The sequence below is a fragment of the Mycobacterium sp. NTMscope_Eco_3 genome (assembly GCF_976985685.1).
Genome location: NZ_CDRJYZ010000001.1, coordinates 3,519,164 through 3,536,659 on the forward strand (window position 1 = coordinate 3,519,164; position 17,496 = coordinate 3,536,659).

The window sequence follows — 17,496 nt, forward strand, 5'->3', positions numbered from 1 at the left end:
TTCCGTTGGCGGTAGTTCAAGCCAGTCACGTCGACCGCGCGATCGACTGTTGTTCCCTTCGAAGAGGACTGGCCTGGCGGACGGTTGGGTTCGGCAAAAGTCAGCCGCCGGAATGGCTCGGCATGGGCATCGGGGGCATCGACGGCTTGCCCGGCCCCGGCGGCATTTTCATGTCTTTCATCATCGCGGCGCAGCAATCCATCTGCTGGGCCGCCGGCGGGTCGGCTTTCATCATTGAGGGACAGCAGCCCGGGCGTGAGAAGAGCAGATAGAGAACGGCGACGATGACGACGATGCCGACCGCGGTGCCGGTGATGGCCAGGATTGGGTAGAGCCAGCGAGTCCACGTCGGTCTGGTCGGAGTGCTAGCGGTGTCGGTCATGACGGCCTCCCTTCCATGCGATGGTCCGTATTATCCGCCAAACCGCAAGCCAGCTACGTCGGCAAACGGCCACCCGGCGCCAAGGCCTGGCGTTACGATCTGCGCACGGAGCTACAGATTCGAGGTGGCCATGCATCGCACCCGACGTTTCGTCACCACATTCATCGCGGCCATCGCGCCGATGATCGCCGTCGCCACATTCGCCGCGTCACCACCCGCCGCGGCCGACCCGATTTGCGGGACGGCGGGCACGCCGCCCTGCGCGGGGCCGAGTCCGTTGACGCCTGAACAGCAGTGCGCGTTCATCGCGTGGCGATCGATGATGCCGTGCAACTGGCTCGGGATGCAGGTGCCCGCCGGCACGCCGGGAAGTTGGGATAACCCGCCGGCGCCGCCGCCGGAGCCGTGATCCCCGCTTACCAACCCCAGTCGTCGTCATCCAGGACGTCCACGGTGAGACCGCTGTCGGCGGGAGCCGTGGTCCCGTAGGTAAAGGTGAGCAGGGTGCGGTCATCGCCCAGGGGTTCCGTCGCGACGACGGTGGCGTGCCCGACCTTCATGCGGATCCTGTCCCCGGGCTTCAGCTCGTCAACGCGTTTGAGGGGCACGCTCAACCCATCAGCACCGGTGCAACCGATAATCCCGCAGATACCGTGGTCATCATCGCCATCCTTTCACGGCTGGCAATGACCCCGGCGGCCACGAAAGCTTCACGGAGACAATAACCACGGGCGGCAATCAGACGCGTTGCACCGCAACGGAATACCGCCATCGCGCCGGAGCCGGGCGCCCGGACCTGATGAAGCTATTCAGTTCTCCACAAGATCGGGGATCGGCTCGGCGTCGGTCAGCCAGTGCCGTCCGACGCGGCGGGCCGCCTCCCACTTGGGGATGCTCACCGCATCGTCCTGGCCGAGGTCCTCAGGGGTCGGGCCGATGCGCTCGGCCAGCGAGGCCAGCGCCCCCAGATCGAAGTTGTACAGCTCGGCCGCCGCCAGTCCCAGCATCTGGCGGGTCTCCTCGACGGGGATGTCCCAGAAGGAGCGGCGCAGCCATTCGCGGGTGTGCGGCCAGGTCCCCTCCGGATGGGGAAAGTCGTTGCCCCACAGGAGGTTCGATACGCCGATCTCGTAGCGGCGCGCCAACTCCCGGCGCTCGGTGGTAGTGGCCCCGATGAAGCAGTTCCGGTCGAAGTAGGCCGACGGCGGCATCGTCAAGTCGCCCTCCATCAGATGGCTCATCTTCTTGGCCGAGTGCTCACGCAGATACCGCGTGTCCATCAGCCACAGCAGGTCGTTGGCCCAGAACGCCCCGCACTCGGTGACACCCCAGCGCAGCCCGGGGAAGCGCTCGAACACGCCCGACCACAGCGCGAACCACAACGGCCGGGCGCCCCACCAGCGCACCTCGGTCACATAGATGCCCAGGTGGCCCCCGTACTCCTCCTGCGGGGCGGGACCGGAGTGGGTGTGGATCGGCATCTGCAGGTCCTGGCAGGCGGCCCAGACCTTGTCGTAGCGACGATCGTGGTACGGCGGGTAGCCGACCCAGCGCGCCGGGATCAGGATCCCGCCGCGCAGTCCGGACTCCGCCGCGCGGGTGATCTCGGCTACCGCCGCGTCGACGTCCGCCAGTATCGGCACGACGGCCACCCCGGCGCGGCGTTCGGGGCTGTGGCTGCACAATTCGGCCAACCAGCGGTTGTGGGCCCGCGCCCCGGCCATGGCCCGCCCCGGGTCGAGGTCGCCCGACTGGCCCAGCCCGGCGCCGAACGGGGCCCCGGCCACCCCGGTGACGGCGTCGGCGTCGGGGAAGATGACCTCGCCGACCACCCCGTCGCCGTCGAGTTCCTTGTCGCGCAGGCCGACATCCCATCCCCCGGCGATGCCGTCGCCATGCTCGGAGAACCACTCCTGGGCGAACTCCTCGTCGATGAATCCGCCCGCCTGCGCAGCGGCGGTCTTCTCAGCCAGGTAGGCCTCGAAGTCCTCGCGGTACTCGGGGTCGACGTATTCGCGGTACCGCTCGGTCGGGAGTTCGGCGTGGGTGTCCGCGGAGATGATGATGTAGGGGTTCACGGATGGTCCTTCCTTACCAAGCACGGATGGGGTCGGGTTCGAAGACGGTGCTGCGCGCGTCGGCAGGTATGGCGGCCAGCGGCTCGGCGACCTCGGCCACGGTCGGGCCGATCCGGTCGACAAGCGGCGCCAGGGTTTCGAGGTCGAACCCGTACACGCCGGCCGCGTTGCCGCCAACCATGGCGGCCACCTCGTCGGTCGGGACGTCGCTGAAGGTGTGGCGCAACGCTTCCCGCGTGTAGGGGGCGGTCCCCTCGTAGTGGGGGTAGTCGCTTCCCCACATGATTCGGTCGACGCCGATGCCGTGCCGCTCGGCGCACTCGACGGGACGCATGAAGCTGGCGCCGACGTAACACTGGCGGGCCCAGTACTCGCTGGGCCGCAGCCGCAGCGAGCCGGCGGTGGGCCCGGCGAAGCGGGCGATCGCCGAATTCTCCCGCCCGTAGCGGGCCGCGGCCACGTCGAGCGAGTCGAGCGTCGCAGGGATCCACCCGGCGCCCTGCTCGGTGAAGACGACGACGAGGTCCGGGTGGCGGTCCAGCGCGCCACTGAAGATCAAGTGCCACAACGCCCGATGCGCCCACCAGTGCGTCTCGTACACCCACACCGCGAACGAGCTACCCCACCCGTCCGTCGGGCTCGGCCCGGCGCTGCCGCCGTGGTGGTTGACCACCAGGCCCGCCTCCGCGCACGCCGCCCACAGCGGCTCCCAGTGCTCGGCGTAGAGCGCGGGAAGGCCGGTGCCCGGGGCGATCCCGGGCAGCAGCACACCGCCGCGCAGCCCCAGCTTGGCGATCTGCGCGATCTCGGCGATGGCCTCGTCGAGATCCGGAAGCAGGATCTGGCCCACCCCGGCGCGCCGCTCGGGCGACAGGGAGCAGAAGTCGGCCAGCCAGCGATTGTGCGCCCGCAGGCCGGCCCAGCGCAGCTCGAGTTCCCGGGCGGTCTCCGGCGGAGGGGCGGCCAGGCTCGCCTGAGGAAAGAACGGCGGCACGGTGTTGGGGTAGATGACTTCCCCCGCAATGCCTTCGGTATCCAGATCGGCGTTGCGCCGATCGCTGTTCCAGTTGCGTTCGGCCTCGGGCTCGGTGAGATCCCCGAACGGGTTGACGTATGTCTTTGCCCAGCCGTCGAATTCGTCCCGGTACTGCGGGTCGAGGTACTCGCGGTAGGCGAGCAGATCGGCGCCGGCGTGGCAGTCGGCCGAAATGACGGTGTAGCGGTCCATGCGCTACGCCCGCGCCGGCTCGGGCCTGGGGACAGGAGACCCGGCTACGCCGTTAGAGGGATCGTCGTAGCGCTGGTGCACGTAGGGCAGCAGCCACTCCTGCGGCACCCGGGCCGCGATCCGGCCCACCTGGACGGTGCGCCGCCGACACCAGGTGATCGACCTGATCTGGCGAACGACGATGTCGGCCACCGGATCCAGCGGCGACTCCCCCAACTCGACGGTGCCGTCGATGGTCTCCAGCAGCTCGTAGTGCCGGTGGTACTCGCCGTAGACCAGGTGGGGGTCGGTGATGCCGCCGCCGTCGGGGGCGCGCAGGAACTTGAAGTAGAACTCGGTGTTCACCTGGTCGGGCGGCAACTCCGCCGGGCCGGTGATCTGTCCGTTCACCGTGATGAGCTGACAGCCCAGCCGGTCGACGGCGGCGGTGACGCGATCGCCGTCGCGCTCCACCTCGATGTGGGCCAATTTCTTTGGCTCACCGAACGTTTCGCGGCCGCCGGTGACCGACTGCTCGGTGGACTGGGGCATGAAGAGCGGATAGTCACCCTCGACGTCGCCGTGCCGGGCGGTCACCGAAAACACCGCCGACCCGAACGGCGCCATGCCCTCGATCCGGACCCGTTGCAGCTGGATGCGCACCAGCGGTTCGGCCGCCGGCTCCAGCGGCCGGGGCAGCACGGCCGCGACGATCTCCGGATCGGTGAGGTAGGTGACGGTGACCGCCTCGGTGGCGATCGGCGCCTTGGTGGCATCGATCTCGTGGTCGACCTGCGCCTCGGGCGGGCGAGGACCGTAGCGAACGACGTTGGTGCTCAACGGTTTCTCCTTCCGTTTTCTTCAGTCCTTGCCGGCGCTTCGGCCGAGGACGTCGACCAGGTAGTCGGGGGCTCCACGAGCGAGGATCGATGCCGCCTTGCTGCTCACCACCTGATCGGCCGGGGTGGGCGGGCCCATCATCCAGAAGCGGTCCGCGCGAATGCCGTCCACCACCTGGTCGGCGACCGTCTCGAGCGGGGTGAATTCGACGTGGGCGCCGGCGGATTCGAAGCGGGCCACGACCTTGTCCAGCGTCTGCTCGGGCGTGCGACGTTCCTGGGTGGCGGCGTAGCGCTGCGGGCGGTGCCGCCACGATTCCCAGATGCCGGTGTTCAAGAAGCCGCCGGGGAAAAGGACGTGCGCCCGAACCCGCGTCCCGGTCATCTCCAGGTGGGTGTAGAGGCTCTCGGTCAGGCAGAGCACCGCCGCCTTGGTCATCGGGTAGACCGCGGTGGCCGGTCCGCCCATGGCGCCCCGGGCGATCGGCGCGAACCCGCCGTTGCCCGAGCAGGTGTTGACCACGTGCCCTTCGCCCTGCTCGAGCAGGATGGGCACGAAGGCCTTGATGCCGTGGATGACGCCGAGCACGTTGACGTCGATCCCCCAGCGCCAGTCGGCCAGGTCGTGCTCCCACATGTACCCCTCGGAGACCCCGCCGGTGCCCGCGTTGTTGCACACCACGTGCACCGCGCCGAAGCGGGTCAGCGCCTCCTTGGCCAGCGACTCGACCGAGGAATAGTCGGTGACGTCGGTGAGAACCCCGGCCGCCTCGACGCCCTCGTCCGCGAGCGCCCGCGTCGCCTCCTCGAGGGGTTCGGCGAGGACGTCGGCCAGCACCACCTTCATGCCCTCGTGGCCGAATCGGCGGCCCATGGCCCGGCCGATGCCCCCGGCCCCGCCGGTCACGACCGCCACCTTGCCCCGCAGGTCTTCCATTGTGGCCATGGTCACATGGTCGCTTATATCACCGCAAGCAGTCGCAATATGCGACCATTGCGCCCATGGCCCCGCGCCCTTCCCCCCAGACCGAACGGGTCGTGAACCTGTTCGAGCAGCTGGCGGGCGACGGGAGCCGGGGAATGACATTGGCCGAGGTGTCGCGCCACTTGAGCGTGCACAAGGCCAGCTGCCACTCGATGCTGTCGGAGCTGCTCCGGGCCGGCTGGTTGCTGCGCGACCCGGTGCGCAAGACCTATCACCTCGGTCCGGCGCTGGTGCGTCTCGGCCGCGAGGCCGCGGGGCGCTACCCGGCCCTGGTGTTGGCCCGTTCCGCGATGGCCGAGCTGTCGGCCGCGACGGGCGCGCACTGCGTGGCCTTCTCGGTGAGCGAGGACTACTCGACCGTCGTCGATCAGGTCCGAAGCCGTCACGGCGGCGGTCACCCGATGCCCATCGGCACCCAGTTCCCCCACCGCCCGCCGTATGGGGCGTCGACTGTCGCGTGGGCCGGTCCCGAGGTTCGGGAACGCTGGCTGGCCGCCCTGCCCGACGACGTGCGCGACCGCTACCGCGAGGCCATCACCACCGCCCGGGCGCGTGGCTACGCCGTCGGCCTGCACCTCCTACCCGATCTGCGCCTGCAGGAACTGGCGCTGATCGTGCGCAGCGCCGAGGTGCGCTCCACCCGGCTGAGCCGGCTGGCACAGGAATTGACCGACGAGTTGATCCACCAGGAGGAGTGGTTCCCGATCGATCTCGACCCGGACCGCACCTACGAGGTGAGCCACATCGACTCCCCGATCCTGGGACCCGGGTCGCGCATCGCGTTGATGCTCAGCCTGGTCCCCAGCGCCGAGCCGATGAGCGGCGCGGCGGTCACCGGCCTGGGGGCGCAGCTCTCGTCGGCGACCCGCCGGCTGAGCGCCGCGTTGAGCGACGAATCCGCTTAGCGCCGCTGCGGAGCCAGCCGCTTGAGGGCCAGGCCCCCTTCGAAGGGTCGGTAGCCGAAAGCGGCCGGGGCGCGATATCCCGTGTCCTCGAGGGGGGTCTGCACCTCGGCGACGGTGGGCCCGATCTTGCTGGCGACCGGCACCAGGGCATCGAGGTCGAAGCGGTACAGGCGAGCGGCGTTGCCGCCCAGTATCTTTCGGCAAACGTCCTGCGGCCTGTCGTGCAGGGCCCAACGAATGGCCAACGTCGAGTGGGGCGCAAAGCCTTCCTCGTGGGGATAGTCACTGCCCCACATGATGTGATCGGGGCCCATGAAGTCGATCATCGCGCCGTCGTACGGCATCAGCTCGGTGGCCAAATAGCAGTTCCGCTGGACGTATTCGCTCGGCGTCAGGGTGAGCTCGTCGACCGACGATCCGCCGAACATCCCGTACGTGCGGTTGCCGGCGTCCGACTTCATGGTGGGCACCATGGCGTCGAGGACGGCGAGCTGCCCGGGCACCCAGAGCGTGCCCTGTTCGGTCGGCACGAATCGCAGCGTCGGGTGGCGCTCGAACACTCCGGCCAGAATCAGGTGACCGAGCGTCCGCTGGGCCCACAGCGCCATCTCGGTGATCAACACCGCGTTGGAGGCCGGTTGGTCCATCGGCATCTCCGGGCTGCCGGCGCCCGCGTGCTGCACCACCGTGAGGTCGAGTTCCGCGCACAGCGCCCAGAGCGGTTCATAGCGGGTGTGGAAAAGCGGGGCCACCTGCGAATCGCCGGGCGAGACCGGCGGAATGAGCACGCCGCCAAAGCATTCCTGCTCCGCACCCCAGCGGATCTCCTCCAGCGCCAAATCGACATCGTTGGGGAAGATTTGGATCAGCCCGCGGCGCCGGGCGGGCGCCAGCGAACAGAAATCGACCTGCCACCGGTTGTGGGCCTGCACGCCGGCCCAACGCTTCTCGAAGTCCTCGCGCGTGCGAGGCAGGCTGATGGTGATGTTCGGGGTCGTCGGGAAGAACGGCGGAACGGTGTTGGGCAGCAGCACCTCGGCGGCCACGCCGTCGGCGTCCATCTCGGCGATCCGAAGCTCGTGGTCCCAGTTCCGGTTGGCGGTCGCGACGATCAGATCGTCGAACGGGCTGGCGTAGGCCTTGGCCCACGCATCGAACTCCGCGTGCAGACTGGCCGGCAGATACGGTTTGTAGTCGTAAAGATCCGCCCCGGCGTGAGTGTCCGTCGAAATGACGACGTAGCGATCCAGCGTGTCCCAGCTTGTAGCCATCGCACCTCCAAAGGTACGTCGAGTATAGGAGAAACGGGTCGGCTCGCGAAGGGCCAACGAAAGTCCGGGCCGTGACCGGAGCAAGATGTCACCCGTGAGTTGGACGAGGTACGACGGCAGGGCGCTCGCGGACATCAGCCTGCACGGCGAAGCGCTGCACGCTGAGCTGGAAGACTATATCCGCGTTGACAATCCGCATCTGACGGACGTTCGACTCGAGCGGGCCACTGCGAGCGAGCCGTCCGACGCCGAACCTCAGAAGCGCTGGTATGACGTCACCTACCTGGCCGAAGACCCGGAGGGCAACCCGTAGCCGCGCGACGCAGCGGTCCATTTTCCCGCGCGGACGCCGACCTCGGCGCTAAATTCCTGTCCTGAGCGTTGCGAAGGAGCCGGCCGGTGCGGTCAATCATTGCCGTCGTCGTCGCGATCGGTTGCGCGCTCGTCGCGGCGCCGACGGCCGCGGCCGACGATGACTTCGTCGCCCTGGCGGTCTCCGTCGGGAGCGGACGCGCCGCCGGCTGGGGCACCGGGGGCAGTCAGGACCAGGCCAACCAGATCGCATTGGCCCACTGCACCGCCGAGGCCGGCGACGTGTGCGAAGTCGTGGCCGGCACGCGCAACGGCTGCGCATCGGTGGCGTTCGACCGTTCCGGCCGGTTCCAGGGCGGATCCGGCCCGGACACAACGGCATCCAATGCGGACGCCCTGGCCAAGCTGGGCGCGCCCAACGGACGGATCAAAGCCTCCCATTGCTCGTCATGAAAACCGTGGCGACGCCTACGCGCGATCGCGCGGTGGACACCGCGATTTCGGCTATCGTTCACTTAAGTCGTCCTTGACTTGTCGCCGATTGGCCCGCGCGTAGAGGGGAGGCCATGGCTCATCTGAAGGCCGGTGCTGCGAAGTGGGCGGCCGCCTGCGCGATCGTCCTGTCCACGGGCGCGCTGGCCTGCGCGGCACCGGCGGCGGCGGACGATGATGCCGATGATGCGTTCCTCGCCGGCCTCGACAAGGGCGGGATCACGATGTTCGACGACGACGATGCGATCGCAACGGCCCATGCGGTGTGCACCAGCATCGAAACGAACCCGAACGTATCCATGCTGGCGATCAAACTGACGAAGCAAACGCCCATGTCGGCGAAGCAATCCGGCTACTTCATCGGTCTTTCGGTGGCCAGCTACTGCCCGGAACACAGAGACGACGTCGATCCTTCGATGACGTGGTTGATACCACCACCGCTGATGTGAGAGCGGGTCACGCGCTCAGCCCTGCGCCGCGGTCAGCCAGAACACCGCGCGTTCAATGCCGGGCACGATCTCGGTAACGTCGATCTCCCCTTGGGCGAATCGCGTGAGAAACCCGAACACGACGCCGGGCAGGATGAGCTCGAGGTCTTTGGCGAACCCCGGATCCGCTTGGGCCAGAATGGCTTTGGCGACCGGGACGACGGCGTCGACACCGCGCTGGATGAGGCGTTTCCCCCCGGGCCCCGATCGCGCCTGGAAGTAGGAGCGCAGCATCAACGGGTGCTGTTCCCACGGCTCGAAGATGGTCCTCATCACGTGCATCAGGTCCACATAGATCGAATCGCCGGGCAGATCGTCGATCAGCGAAGGCAATCCCGCGTAGCGGTTGGCGTCCATCCAGCCTTCCAGCGCGGCGACGATGAGTTCGTCGCGCGTCGGATACCGCTTGTAGATGGTCGCCAACGAAACGCGGGCCCGTCGCGCCACCTCGCGGAGCTGAACGGCCTCATAACCCTCGGTGTCGAGCATCTCGACCACGATGTCCAGGATCGGATCGACGCGCGGCCCCGACGCGCTGTCCACGGTCTCCACTCGGGGCCCTGTCGCCTTCACAGTAACCATGTTACTGTGCGCACGGGAGTAACGGCGTTACTCCGGCCTGATCTGGGCCGATGACCAAGGAAAGAGGAAACGCGCCGTGGGTTCGTTAGATGGCAAAGTCGCCTTCATCACCGGGGTGGCGCGCGGCCAGGGCCGCAGCCACGCGGTACGGCTCGCCCGCGAGGGCGCCAACATCATCGGGATCGACATCTGCGCCGACATCCCCGCCAACGGATATCCGATGGCCTCCCGCGAGGAACTGGACCAGACCGTCGCCCTCGTCGAAGAGGGCGGCGGAAAGATGCTGGGCACGGTGGCCGATGTGCGCGACTTCGAGCAGGTCAAGACCGCGATGGATAGCGGCGTCGAGCACTTCGGCCGCCTCGACATCGTGTTGGCCAACGCCGGGATCGCGCCATTGGCGTTCCGCGAGTTGAGCATTGAGGAGGAGCTGGCGCAGTGGCGCGCGGTCGTCGGCGTCAACCTCGACGGGGCCTATCACACCGCGTGGGCGGCCGTTCCGCATCTGTTGACCGGTAATCGCGGCGGGGTGATCATCTTCACCAGCTCGACCGCCGGCATCAAGGGCTTCGGCGGACTGCAAGGCGGCGGCCTGGGCTACGCGGCGTCCAAACACGGCATCGTCGGGTTGATGCGCACCATGGCCAATGCGCTTGCGCCGCTGAATATTCGGGTGAACACCGTGCACCCGACCGCCGTCAACACGATGATGGCGACCAACGACGACATGACCGATTTCCTGGAGAAGAATCCCGGCGCCGGCCCCCACCTGCAGAACCCGATGCCCGTCGGCATGCTGGAACCCGAGGACATCAGCGCCGCCATCGCCTACCTGGTCTCCGATGACGCCAAGTACGTGACCGGCGTGACCTTCCCCGTCGACGCCGGCTTCTGCAACAAGGTCTGATACCCATGGCAACGAACAATCCACCGGGCCGCGTCGCGGGCAAACGGGTCCTGATCACCGGGGCGGCGCGCGGCATGGGACGCTCGCACGCGGTGCGGCTGGCCGAAGAGGGCGCCGACTGCATCCTCGTCGACATCTGCTCCACCCCAGAGGGTTTGGAATACCCGCTGGCCACCGAGGACGATCTGAACGAGACCGCGAAACTGGTCGAGAAACACGGCCGACGGGCGCTCACCGCGGTCGTCGACGTGCGTGACGAGGCCGCGTTGAAGGCGGCGGTCGACGCGGCCGTCGACGAACTCGGCGGGCTCGACGGCGCCGTCGCCAACGCCGGCGTGCTGACCGTCGGCACCTGGGACACCACCACCGCCGAGCAGTGGCGGCTGGTCGTCGACGTCAACCTCATCGGCGCCTGGAACACCTGCGCGGCGGCGCTCCCCCACCTCGTCGAACGGGGCGGCGGAAGCCTGGTCAACATCAGCTCCTCGGCCGGCATCAAGGGGACCCCGCTGCACGTGCCCTACACGGCGTCCAAGCACGGCATCGTGGGGATGACGCTCGCACTCGCCAACGAGCTTGCCGCCCAGAACATTCGGGTCAACACCGTGCACCCCACCGGGGTGGCCACCGGGATGGCGCCCCCGACGATGCACACGCTGATCGCCGAGCAGCGGCCCGACCTGGTGCCCATCTTTCTCAACGCGTTGCCCGCGACGCTGATCGAGGCGACCGATGTGAGCAACGCGGTGCTCTACCTCCTCTCCGATGAATCCCGTTATGTCACAGGACTCGAGCTGAAAGTGGACGCCGGTGTCACCATCAGGTAGTGCTTTGACGGACGACGGTGCGCGACACGAGCGAGGGGTGCGCACCTTCGCCGAGGTGATGACGTTCAACCCGCCCGACGGTCAGGGCCCTTTCACGGCAGGGCTGGTCGACTTCGTGTTCGGCGAGGTGTGGTCGCGGCCGGGGCTCAGCCGCCGCGATCGACGGTTCGTGACGCTGGCCTGCGTCGCGGCCGCGGACGCGCAGGCCCCGCTCGAGCAGCACGTCTATGCGGCTTTGAACAGCGGCGACCTCACGATCACCGAAATGCGGGAAACGGTCCTGCATTTCGCCGTCTACGCGGGCTGGCCGAAGGCGTCGCGGTTCAACATCGCCGTGGATCAGCAGTGGGCGAAGATCGCCGAGGCGCGCGGAGAGACGCCTCCCCCGCCGGAGCCGTTGCTGCCGCTGGTCACCGCCAGTGATCCCGAGCAGCGGCTGCAGGGCGGCGAAGAATCGTTCAAGGAGATCAACTGCCTGCCGTTCGCGCCGATGCGCGACAACCCCTACTCGGGCGCGGGCATCCTGAACTTCGTCTTCGGCGAGATGTGGCTGCGACCCGGCTTGGGCATGAAGGAACGCCGCCTCATCACGGTTGCCTGCGTCGCCTTCCAGGACGCCGAAATCCCGATCATGTCGCACGTGTACGCGGCGCTGAAGAGCGGCGACGTCTCGTTCGGGGAGATGGACGAACTGGCGCTGCAATTCGCGGCGTACTACGGCTGCGCCAAGGCGGATTACCTCAACCAGGTGATCGCGCAACAGAAGCAGCGGGTGGCGGCCGAAAACCAGGCCGATCCCGCGCCCGTCGGCTGACACGACAACGGAGGACACTGCCATGACGGCAACCGCGTCGTCGCCGACGCTCTCGGGTGCGTTACTCATTGGCGGAGAACGCATTACCGCGGCATCCGGTGGAACCTACCGCCACGTCTACCCGGGCACCGGCCTGCCCAACGCGTCCATACCCATGGCCGGCCACAGCGAGGTCGACAGAGCCGTCGACAGCGCATGGGACGCGCACCGGGAATGGATGTCCTACCCCGTCGATCGCCGCCGCGATCTGTTGTTCGCGCTGGCCGATGCGGTGCGCGACCACTTCGCCGAGCTGAGCGAGCTCAACGTGCACGACTACGGCGTCCCGATCGCGGTTGCCGGCAACTCCGTACTGACGGAGCGGTTCCTGCGCTACTACGCCGGATACGTCGACAAGTCGCATGGCGCAAGCACTCCCGTCGCCGGTGCGTTCGACGTCAACATCGTCGGACGCGAACCCTACGGCGTCGTCGGCGTCCTCACCCCGTGGAACGGGCCGCTGGTGGTCGTCGGCGCGGCCGTGGCGCCCGCGCTGGCGGCGGGAAACGCCGTCATCCTCAAACCGTCGGAAGTTGCGTCGTTGGCGCCCTTGCGTTTTGGCGAACTCTGCCTCGAGGCGGGCCTGCCGCCGGGATTGGTGAACGTGCTGCCGGCCGGTCCGGACGGCGGCGACGCGCTGGTTCGTCACCCGAGGGTCGGCAAGATCCACTTCACCGGTGGCCAGGCGACCGCGCAGAAAGTACTGCAGGCCGCATCGCACAACCTCACACCCGTGACGGCCGAATTGGGCGGCAAATCGGCGTATCTCGTGTTCGCCGACGCCGACCTCGACATGGCCGCCGTCATCGCGGCCCACCAGGGGCCCATCACCCAGGCCGGCCAAAGTTGCGCCTGCGCCTCCCGGATCCTCGTCGAAGCGTCGGTGTACCCCACGTTCGTGGAGAAACTCGTGGCGACCGTGCAGGCCGCGAAGGTCGGGGATCCGCTGCAGCCCGACGTCATGCTCGGGCCCGTCATCAGCGAGGCGGCCGCCGAGCGCATCCTCGGCGTCATCGACCAAGCGGTCAGTGAGAAGGCCGGTGACCTGATCACCGGCGGTCGCCGCCTGGGCGGTGACCTCGCGTCCGGCTATTTCATCGAGCCGACGATCTTCACCAACGTGGACAACCGCTCGGCGCTGGCGCAGACCGAGACATTCGGGCCGGTGGCGTCGGTGATGCCGTTCCACGACGAGGACGAGGCGGTCAGGATCGCCAACGATTCCCGCTACGGCCTCAACGCCTTCGTGGCCACCTCCAACCTGGAACGCGCACACCGGGTTGCGCGCCGGCTGGAAGCGGGGTCGGTGTGGGTGAACAGGCACAGCGACATCGCGCCCCAAGGCCCCTACGGCGGATACAAGCAAAGCGGGTTCGGCCGCACCGGCGGCGTCGAAGGCCTCTACGACTTTTTGCAGGTGAAGAACATCCGCATCGGCATGGGCTGACGGACGAAGCTGCGAAAGACCGTGTACATCAGGTATTTCCGCTAGAGGCGTACAGTCGCGTTCATGAATTTGGTCGAGTGGCTGCGGACCCCCCGCTACTTGCGGACACGCTTCATGATGGAAACGCGGCCCCTGAACAGCCTCGAGATGGAGATCGTGTTCCTCGAGGTCTCCGCCCGCGACGCGCTGGTGCGCCTGCCCGTGGCGTTCATGCTCCTGCCGAAGACCGTCCGCCCGTGGCGCGATCGCCCGGCCAACCCGGAGCAGGACAACTAGGGCGTTGGCGCCCACGCGATTACGTGGGGCCCGGCCTGATGGCCACGGGCGCCGACCGGAGCCCCCGCCCTTCCTGCGCCGATAATGGCTTGGGAGTTGCCGCCGCATCGGGCATGCTGACGGTATGCATGTGATCAACGGGGTCCGTGACCCGGCGGCAGGCTTTCCCCTCGACACCGTGGCGGACGACGCCGGCGAGCGCCGGCAGGCCAACCGTGCGGTTGCCGTCAGCGCCATCGGGCTGGCGCTGACCGGGCTGGTGGAATTGGTCATCGCGCTGCTGTCCGGTTCGGTGGCACTGCTCGGCGACGCGCTGCACAACCTGTCCGACGTGTCCACCAGCGCCCTGGTGTTCGTGGGCTTCCGCGCCTCGCGCAAGGTGCCCACCGAGCGGTACTCCTATGGCTACGAACGCGCCGAAGACCTCGCCGGCATCGGGGTGGCCCTGGTGATCTGGGGCAGCGCCGTGGTCGCCGGTTTCGAGAGCATCACCAAGTTGCTGCGCCACGGCGGCACCGGTTACGTGGGCTGGGGCATCGCCGCGGCCGCCGTCGGCGTCGTCGGCAATCAGCTGGTGGCCCGCTACAAACTGGTGGTGGGCAAGCGAATTCGGTCGGCGACCATGGTCGCCGACGCCAAGCATTCCTGGCTGGACGCGTTGTCGTCGGCCGGGGCGGTGCTGGGGCTGATCGGGGTGGCACTCGGCTGGGGCTGGGCCGACGCGGTCGCCGGAATCGTCGTCACCGGATTCATCTGCCACGTCGGCTGGGAGGTCACCGCCGACATCGCGCATCGCCTGCTCGACGGCGTCGACCCCGACATCATCACCACCGCCGAGGCCCTCGCCGCCTCGGTACCCGGCGTGACGCACGCGCACGCCCGCGCCCGGTGGACCGGGCGGACCCTGCGCGTGGAGGTGGAAGGGTTCCTGAACGCCGACACGTCGCTGGCCGCATCCGATCAGATCGGTCGCAGCGTCGCCGCCGCCCTGGCGCCACGGATCCCGGAGATGCAGAGCTTCACCTGGACGGCGCGCGCGGCCTGATCCGGCCTGAAGTCACCGGCGGCGGAACCGCTCCCGCAGCTGTGGGTCGTTCTCCCACCACAGCCCCGACGGTGCGGCGCCGTCGCTCACGGCGCCGTCGGCCTCGTCCAACTCGGCATCGACCGCCACCGCGTGCGCCGTCTCGTCGCGGGACAGCGCACGCATCAGCAGCAGCACGAACGGCCAGCCGACCAGATCCCCGACGATCCACAGCACGCCGGCGCCGATCGTCTGGTCCAGGCGCGGATCCGGCCCCCAGGAACGTTGCAGCCCCGCGTAATACGCCGCGCCGATCAGCGGCCCCTGCCAGATGACCAATCCCAGGACGCCGTCACCGAGCGCCTCGGCGACGGTGATCAGCAACGAGATCGACTGCGGGTACCTGCGGGGTACGGGATCTTCCTGCAGCCGGGCATAGAAGTAGCCAAAGCCGAACACTATCAACAGGATTCGCGTTGGCGCGCCGATCCATTCGGTCCGCAGCGCCGCGGTATACCAGGGCGTCAGATACAGCAGCCAGGGCGCGGCGAGCATCGCCACCGATGTGGTCGCCGGATGCGCCACCCAGCGGGCCAACCGGGACGCCAGCAGCCGGTCGATGCGATCACGCCCGGCCGGCCCGACGGCGTCGCGCAGGACGGTGACCGGCTTGGCCTGGGCGAAGAAGAAGGGCACGACGTAGAGCAGCAGCAGGACCTGCAGCGCGCGCACCCAGAACAGGATGTAGGCGTAGGCGCCGATCGCGCTGATCGCGGCCAGCAGCCACACCAGCGCGCCCACGGCGAAGCACGCGGCGTGCGCGGCACCGAGGGGGTGTTCGGCGTTGCGCGTGCGCCGGTAGCACCAGGCGTATCCGGCCCCGAGCGCCGCGATGACGGCCGCGGAGACGAGGTCGAGATGCCAGGTCTGAACCGCCGCGTCCCATGTCAGCGGTCCAGGATCGACGCGCACGGGCACCAGCCTAGGGCGGCCCCGCCCGGCTCAGTTGCCGCTTGCGCCTTCGGGCTTCGGGCCGCGGTCCTCGCCGGTGATGTACTTCGGGCAGTAGTGGGCGGCCGAGAGGAAGGTGAACTTGGCCGCGCTGGCGCCCTGGAAGGCCGGGTTCTGGTTGCGCAGGTCCGTCACGATCTTCGCGTCCGACTGCCCGTCGTCGAGCAGCTCACACACCGACTTGCCGATGGTGATCGCATTGCCGGCGTCCTGGTAGGTGATGCCGGCGTCGCGCAGGTCCTTGAGGAAATCCTGATCGTTGTCGACGTCCGCGCGGGCCGGGGCGGCCAGGCCGATCACGGCGGCGGCACTGCAAAGCCCAAGAAAAAGCCCGAGGAGAAATCGCATAACGCCTAGATTCTTTCAAACCCGGCGGCAATTGGCATCTCGGCGCCGCTACGGGGTGTTCGTGGTTGAGGTGATCGTGTTGGGGCAGTACGAGTGGGCCGCGATGGCCGCGAACTGGTTGGCCTTGTCCTCGTTCAGCGCGGAGTTCTTGGACAGCAACGTCTTGACCACGTCGGGCATCTGCGTGCCCTGGCCGACCGTGTCGCACACCCATTTGCCCGCCCCGACGGCCTTGTCCGGGTCGGAGAAGGTGATGCCGGCCGCGTGCAGCGATGCGATGAACGCGTCGTCGGTGCCATCGGCGTGCGCCGCTGCGGCCAGACCGATCGTGACGGCGAGGCCGGACAGGGCGAGCAGGAGCTTCATGGCTCACGAATTCTCCCAGAGGCGTCGCCGTCGCGCATCAACTTTCTGGCGTCAACCCTTGGTTGACAGCCGTAGGCGCGTCAACCTACCGTTGACGATATGTCCGAACCGATCCGCATCGCCTATCCGATCCGCCTCGACGAGCTGATCACCGCGATCAAGACCACACACCCCGACGTGCTGGATCAACTGGCCGACGCCGTGCTGGCCGCCGAACACCTGGGCGAGGTCGCCGACCACCTGATCGGCCACTTCGTGGACCAGGCTCGCCGCTCGGGAGCGTCCTGGACCGACATCGGCAAGAGCATGGGCGTCACCAAACAGGCCGCCCAGAAGCGATTCGTGCCGCGGGCCGAGCCCGCCACCCTGGTTCCCGAGCAGGGCTTCTCGCGTTTCACCCCGCGGGCGCGCAGCGCGGTCGTGGCGGCCCAGAACGCCGCGCACGAAGCGGGCCACGGCGAGATCACCCCCGACCATCTGCTGATCGGGGTGCTCGCCGACGCGGCCGCCCTGGCAACGGTGCTGCTGCGCCTGCAGGACGTCGACACCGAGGCGCTACGCGACGCCGCGGCCGCGTCGATCGCCGCGCTGCGCGTGGAAGACCAACCGCCCGAACTCATCCCGTTCAGCGGGCCGGCGCGCAAGGCGCTCGAATTGACCGTGCGCGAGGCGCTTCGGCTCGGCCACAACTACGTCGGCACCGAGCACCAGCTGCTGGCGCTGCTCGAGCTGGAGGCCGGCTCTTCCTCGCAGGGACCGCTGCACCGATGCGGCGTCGACAAGGACCGGGTCGAGGCGGATCTGATCGCGGCGCTGGAATCGCTCGCCGGCGGGAAAACCGTTGCCCCGGACGCCGACGGCGACGGCTGACGGGCGGGGGCCGACCCCTCCCTTCG

The 17,496-nt window shown here is 68.4% G+C and carries 23 protein-coding genes; 12 read left to right on the plus strand and 11 right to left on the minus strand.

Going from position 1 to position 17,496, the window contains the following annotated elements:
• Nucleotides 1-100: 100 nt before the first annotated feature.
• Nucleotides 101-382: a hypothetical protein gene (locus AC0KTM_RS15960; RefSeq protein WP_238956358.1), complete on the minus strand. Its 282-nt coding sequence runs from the start codon at nucleotides 380-382 to the stop codon at nucleotides 101-103.
• A gap of 124 nt (nucleotides 383-506) precedes the next feature.
• Here AC0KTM_RS15960 and AC0KTM_RS15965 point away from each other — a divergent pair, with 124 nt between their 5' ends.
• A complete protein-coding gene (locus tag AC0KTM_RS15965; protein ID WP_196771124.1) occupies nucleotides 507-791 on the plus strand; it encodes a hypothetical protein in 285 nt (94 codons plus the stop codon).
• A 7-nt stretch (nucleotides 792-798) separates the two neighbouring features.
• Here AC0KTM_RS15965 and AC0KTM_RS15970 read toward each other — a convergent pair whose 3' ends face one another.
• From AC0KTM_RS15970 to AC0KTM_RS15990, 5 genes are all read right to left on the minus strand, one after another.
• Complete coding sequence (locus AC0KTM_RS15970) at nucleotides 799-990, minus strand: hypothetical protein (protein ID WP_472416108.1); 192 nt, start codon at nucleotides 988-990, stop codon at nucleotides 799-801.
• A 201-nt stretch (nucleotides 991-1,191) separates the two neighbouring features.
• Nucleotides 1,192-2,460 (minus strand): amidohydrolase family protein, encoded by a 1,269-nt coding sequence (locus tag AC0KTM_RS15975; RefSeq protein ID WP_225329838.1) that lies wholly within the window; start codon nucleotides 2,458-2,460, stop codon nucleotides 1,192-1,194.
• 13 nt (nucleotides 2,461-2,473) lie between these two features.
• A complete protein-coding gene (locus AC0KTM_RS15980; protein WP_238956362.1) occupies nucleotides 2,474-3,688 on the minus strand; it encodes an amidohydrolase family protein in 1,215 nt (404 codons plus the stop codon).
• Nucleotides 3,689-3,691: 3 nt separating this feature from the next.
• A complete protein-coding gene (locus AC0KTM_RS15985) occupies nucleotides 3,692-4,507 on the minus strand; it encodes an acetoacetate decarboxylase family protein (protein WP_238956363.1) in 816 nt (271 codons plus the stop codon).
• A 21-nt stretch (nucleotides 4,508-4,528) separates the two neighbouring features.
• Entirely contained in the window at nucleotides 4,529-5,443 is a 915-nt protein-coding gene (locus tag AC0KTM_RS15990; RefSeq protein WP_238957328.1) for an SDR family oxidoreductase, read from the minus strand.
• A 65-nt stretch (nucleotides 5,444-5,508) separates the two neighbouring features.
• On the opposite strand from AC0KTM_RS15990, the gene AC0KTM_RS15995 reads away from it, so the two are divergent.
• Nucleotides 5,509-6,396: an IclR family transcriptional regulator gene (locus AC0KTM_RS15995; RefSeq protein ID WP_225329841.1), complete on the plus strand. Its 888-nt coding sequence runs from the start codon at nucleotides 5,509-5,511 to the stop codon at nucleotides 6,394-6,396.
• Here AC0KTM_RS15995 and AC0KTM_RS16000 read toward each other — a convergent pair.
• On the minus strand, nucleotides 6,393-7,667 hold the full coding sequence (locus tag AC0KTM_RS16000; RefSeq protein WP_238956364.1) for an amidohydrolase family protein: 1,275 nt from the start codon (nucleotides 7,665-7,667) through the stop codon (nucleotides 6,393-6,395). The two genes, AC0KTM_RS15995 and AC0KTM_RS16000, sit on opposite strands and share 4 nt — an antisense overlap.
• A 94-nt stretch (nucleotides 7,668-7,761) precedes the next feature.
• On the opposite strand from AC0KTM_RS16000, the gene AC0KTM_RS16005 reads away from it, so the two are divergent.
• The 3 genes from AC0KTM_RS16005 to AC0KTM_RS16015 all read left to right on the plus strand — a co-directional run bounded on the left by AC0KTM_RS16005 (nucleotide 7,762) and on the right by AC0KTM_RS16015 (nucleotide 8,920).
• The gene (locus tag AC0KTM_RS16005; RefSeq protein ID WP_225329843.1) at nucleotides 7,762-7,980 is read left to right on the plus strand and encodes a hypothetical protein; all 219 of its coding nucleotides are present in this window, start codon (nucleotides 7,762-7,764) and stop codon (nucleotides 7,978-7,980) included.
• Nucleotides 7,981-8,066: 86 nt separating this feature from the next.
• On the plus strand, nucleotides 8,067-8,432 hold the full coding sequence (locus tag AC0KTM_RS16010; RefSeq protein ID WP_238956365.1) for a DUF4189 domain-containing protein: 366 nt from the start codon (nucleotides 8,067-8,069) through the stop codon (nucleotides 8,430-8,432).
• Between the two features lie 113 nt (nucleotides 8,433-8,545).
• The gene (locus tag AC0KTM_RS16015; protein ID WP_238956366.1) at nucleotides 8,546-8,920 is read left to right on the plus strand and encodes a DUF732 domain-containing protein; all 375 of its coding nucleotides are present in this window, start codon (nucleotides 8,546-8,548) and stop codon (nucleotides 8,918-8,920) included.
• A 15-nt stretch (nucleotides 8,921-8,935) separates the two neighbouring features.
• Here the strand turns inward: AC0KTM_RS16015 and AC0KTM_RS16020 are convergent, their stop codons facing one another.
• Nucleotides 8,936-9,502: a TetR/AcrR family transcriptional regulator gene (locus AC0KTM_RS16020; protein ID WP_238957329.1), complete on the minus strand. Its 567-nt coding sequence runs from the start codon at nucleotides 9,500-9,502 to the stop codon at nucleotides 8,936-8,938.
• Between the two features lie 115 nt (nucleotides 9,503-9,617).
• Here AC0KTM_RS16020 and AC0KTM_RS16025 point away from each other — a divergent pair, with 115 nt between their 5' ends.
• From AC0KTM_RS16025 to AC0KTM_RS16050, 6 genes are all read left to right on the plus strand, one after another.
• Entirely contained in the window at nucleotides 9,618-10,448 is an 831-nt protein-coding gene (locus tag AC0KTM_RS16025) for a mycofactocin-coupled SDR family oxidoreductase (RefSeq protein WP_238956367.1), read from the plus strand.
• A gap of 5 nt (nucleotides 10,449-10,453) precedes the next feature.
• Complete coding sequence (locus AC0KTM_RS16030; RefSeq protein WP_238956368.1) at nucleotides 10,454-11,275, plus strand: mycofactocin-coupled SDR family oxidoreductase; 822 nt, start codon at nucleotides 10,454-10,456, stop codon at nucleotides 11,273-11,275.
• Nucleotides 11,276-11,333: 58 nt separating this feature from the next.
• Nucleotides 11,334-12,089: a carboxymuconolactone decarboxylase family protein gene (locus AC0KTM_RS16035; protein WP_225329867.1), complete on the plus strand. Its 756-nt coding sequence runs from the start codon at nucleotides 11,334-11,336 to the stop codon at nucleotides 12,087-12,089.
• A gap of 22 nt (nucleotides 12,090-12,111) precedes the next feature.
• A complete protein-coding gene (locus AC0KTM_RS16040) occupies nucleotides 12,112-13,575 on the plus strand; it encodes an aldehyde dehydrogenase family protein (protein WP_238956369.1) in 1,464 nt (487 codons plus the stop codon).
• Nucleotides 13,576-13,638: 63 nt separating this feature from the next.
• On the plus strand, nucleotides 13,639-13,851 hold the full coding sequence (locus tag AC0KTM_RS16045) for a hypothetical protein (protein ID WP_225329849.1): 213 nt from the start codon (nucleotides 13,639-13,641) through the stop codon (nucleotides 13,849-13,851).
• 124 nt (nucleotides 13,852-13,975) lie between these two features.
• Entirely contained in the window at nucleotides 13,976-14,896 is a 921-nt protein-coding gene (locus AC0KTM_RS16050; protein ID WP_225329850.1) for a cation diffusion facilitator family transporter, read from the plus strand.
• 12 nt (nucleotides 14,897-14,908) lie between these two features.
• On the opposite strand, the gene AC0KTM_RS16055 is transcribed toward AC0KTM_RS16050, so the two are convergent.
• Genes AC0KTM_RS16055 through AC0KTM_RS16065 form a run of 3 tightly spaced genes read right to left on the minus strand, consistent with a single transcriptional unit; the run spans nucleotide 14,909 to nucleotide 16,600 of the window.
• The gene (locus AC0KTM_RS16055) at nucleotides 14,909-15,847 is read right to left on the minus strand and encodes a cytochrome c oxidase assembly protein (protein WP_225329851.1); all 939 of its coding nucleotides are present in this window, start codon (nucleotides 15,845-15,847) and stop codon (nucleotides 14,909-14,911) included.
• Between the two features lie 30 nt (nucleotides 15,848-15,877).
• Nucleotides 15,878-16,234 (minus strand): DUF732 domain-containing protein, encoded by a 357-nt coding sequence (locus AC0KTM_RS16060; RefSeq protein WP_225329852.1) that lies wholly within the window; start codon nucleotides 16,232-16,234, stop codon nucleotides 15,878-15,880.
• Between the two features lie 48 nt (nucleotides 16,235-16,282).
• Nucleotides 16,283-16,600 (minus strand): DUF732 domain-containing protein, encoded by a 318-nt coding sequence (locus AC0KTM_RS16065; RefSeq protein WP_225329853.1) that lies wholly within the window; start codon nucleotides 16,598-16,600, stop codon nucleotides 16,283-16,285.
• A 99-nt stretch (nucleotides 16,601-16,699) separates the two neighbouring features.
• Between AC0KTM_RS16065 and AC0KTM_RS16070 the strand changes: the two genes are divergently transcribed.
• Entirely contained in the window at nucleotides 16,700-17,470 is a 771-nt protein-coding gene (locus AC0KTM_RS16070) for a Clp protease N-terminal domain-containing protein (RefSeq protein WP_472416111.1), read from the plus strand.
• Nucleotides 17,471-17,496 lie beyond the last annotated feature (26 nt).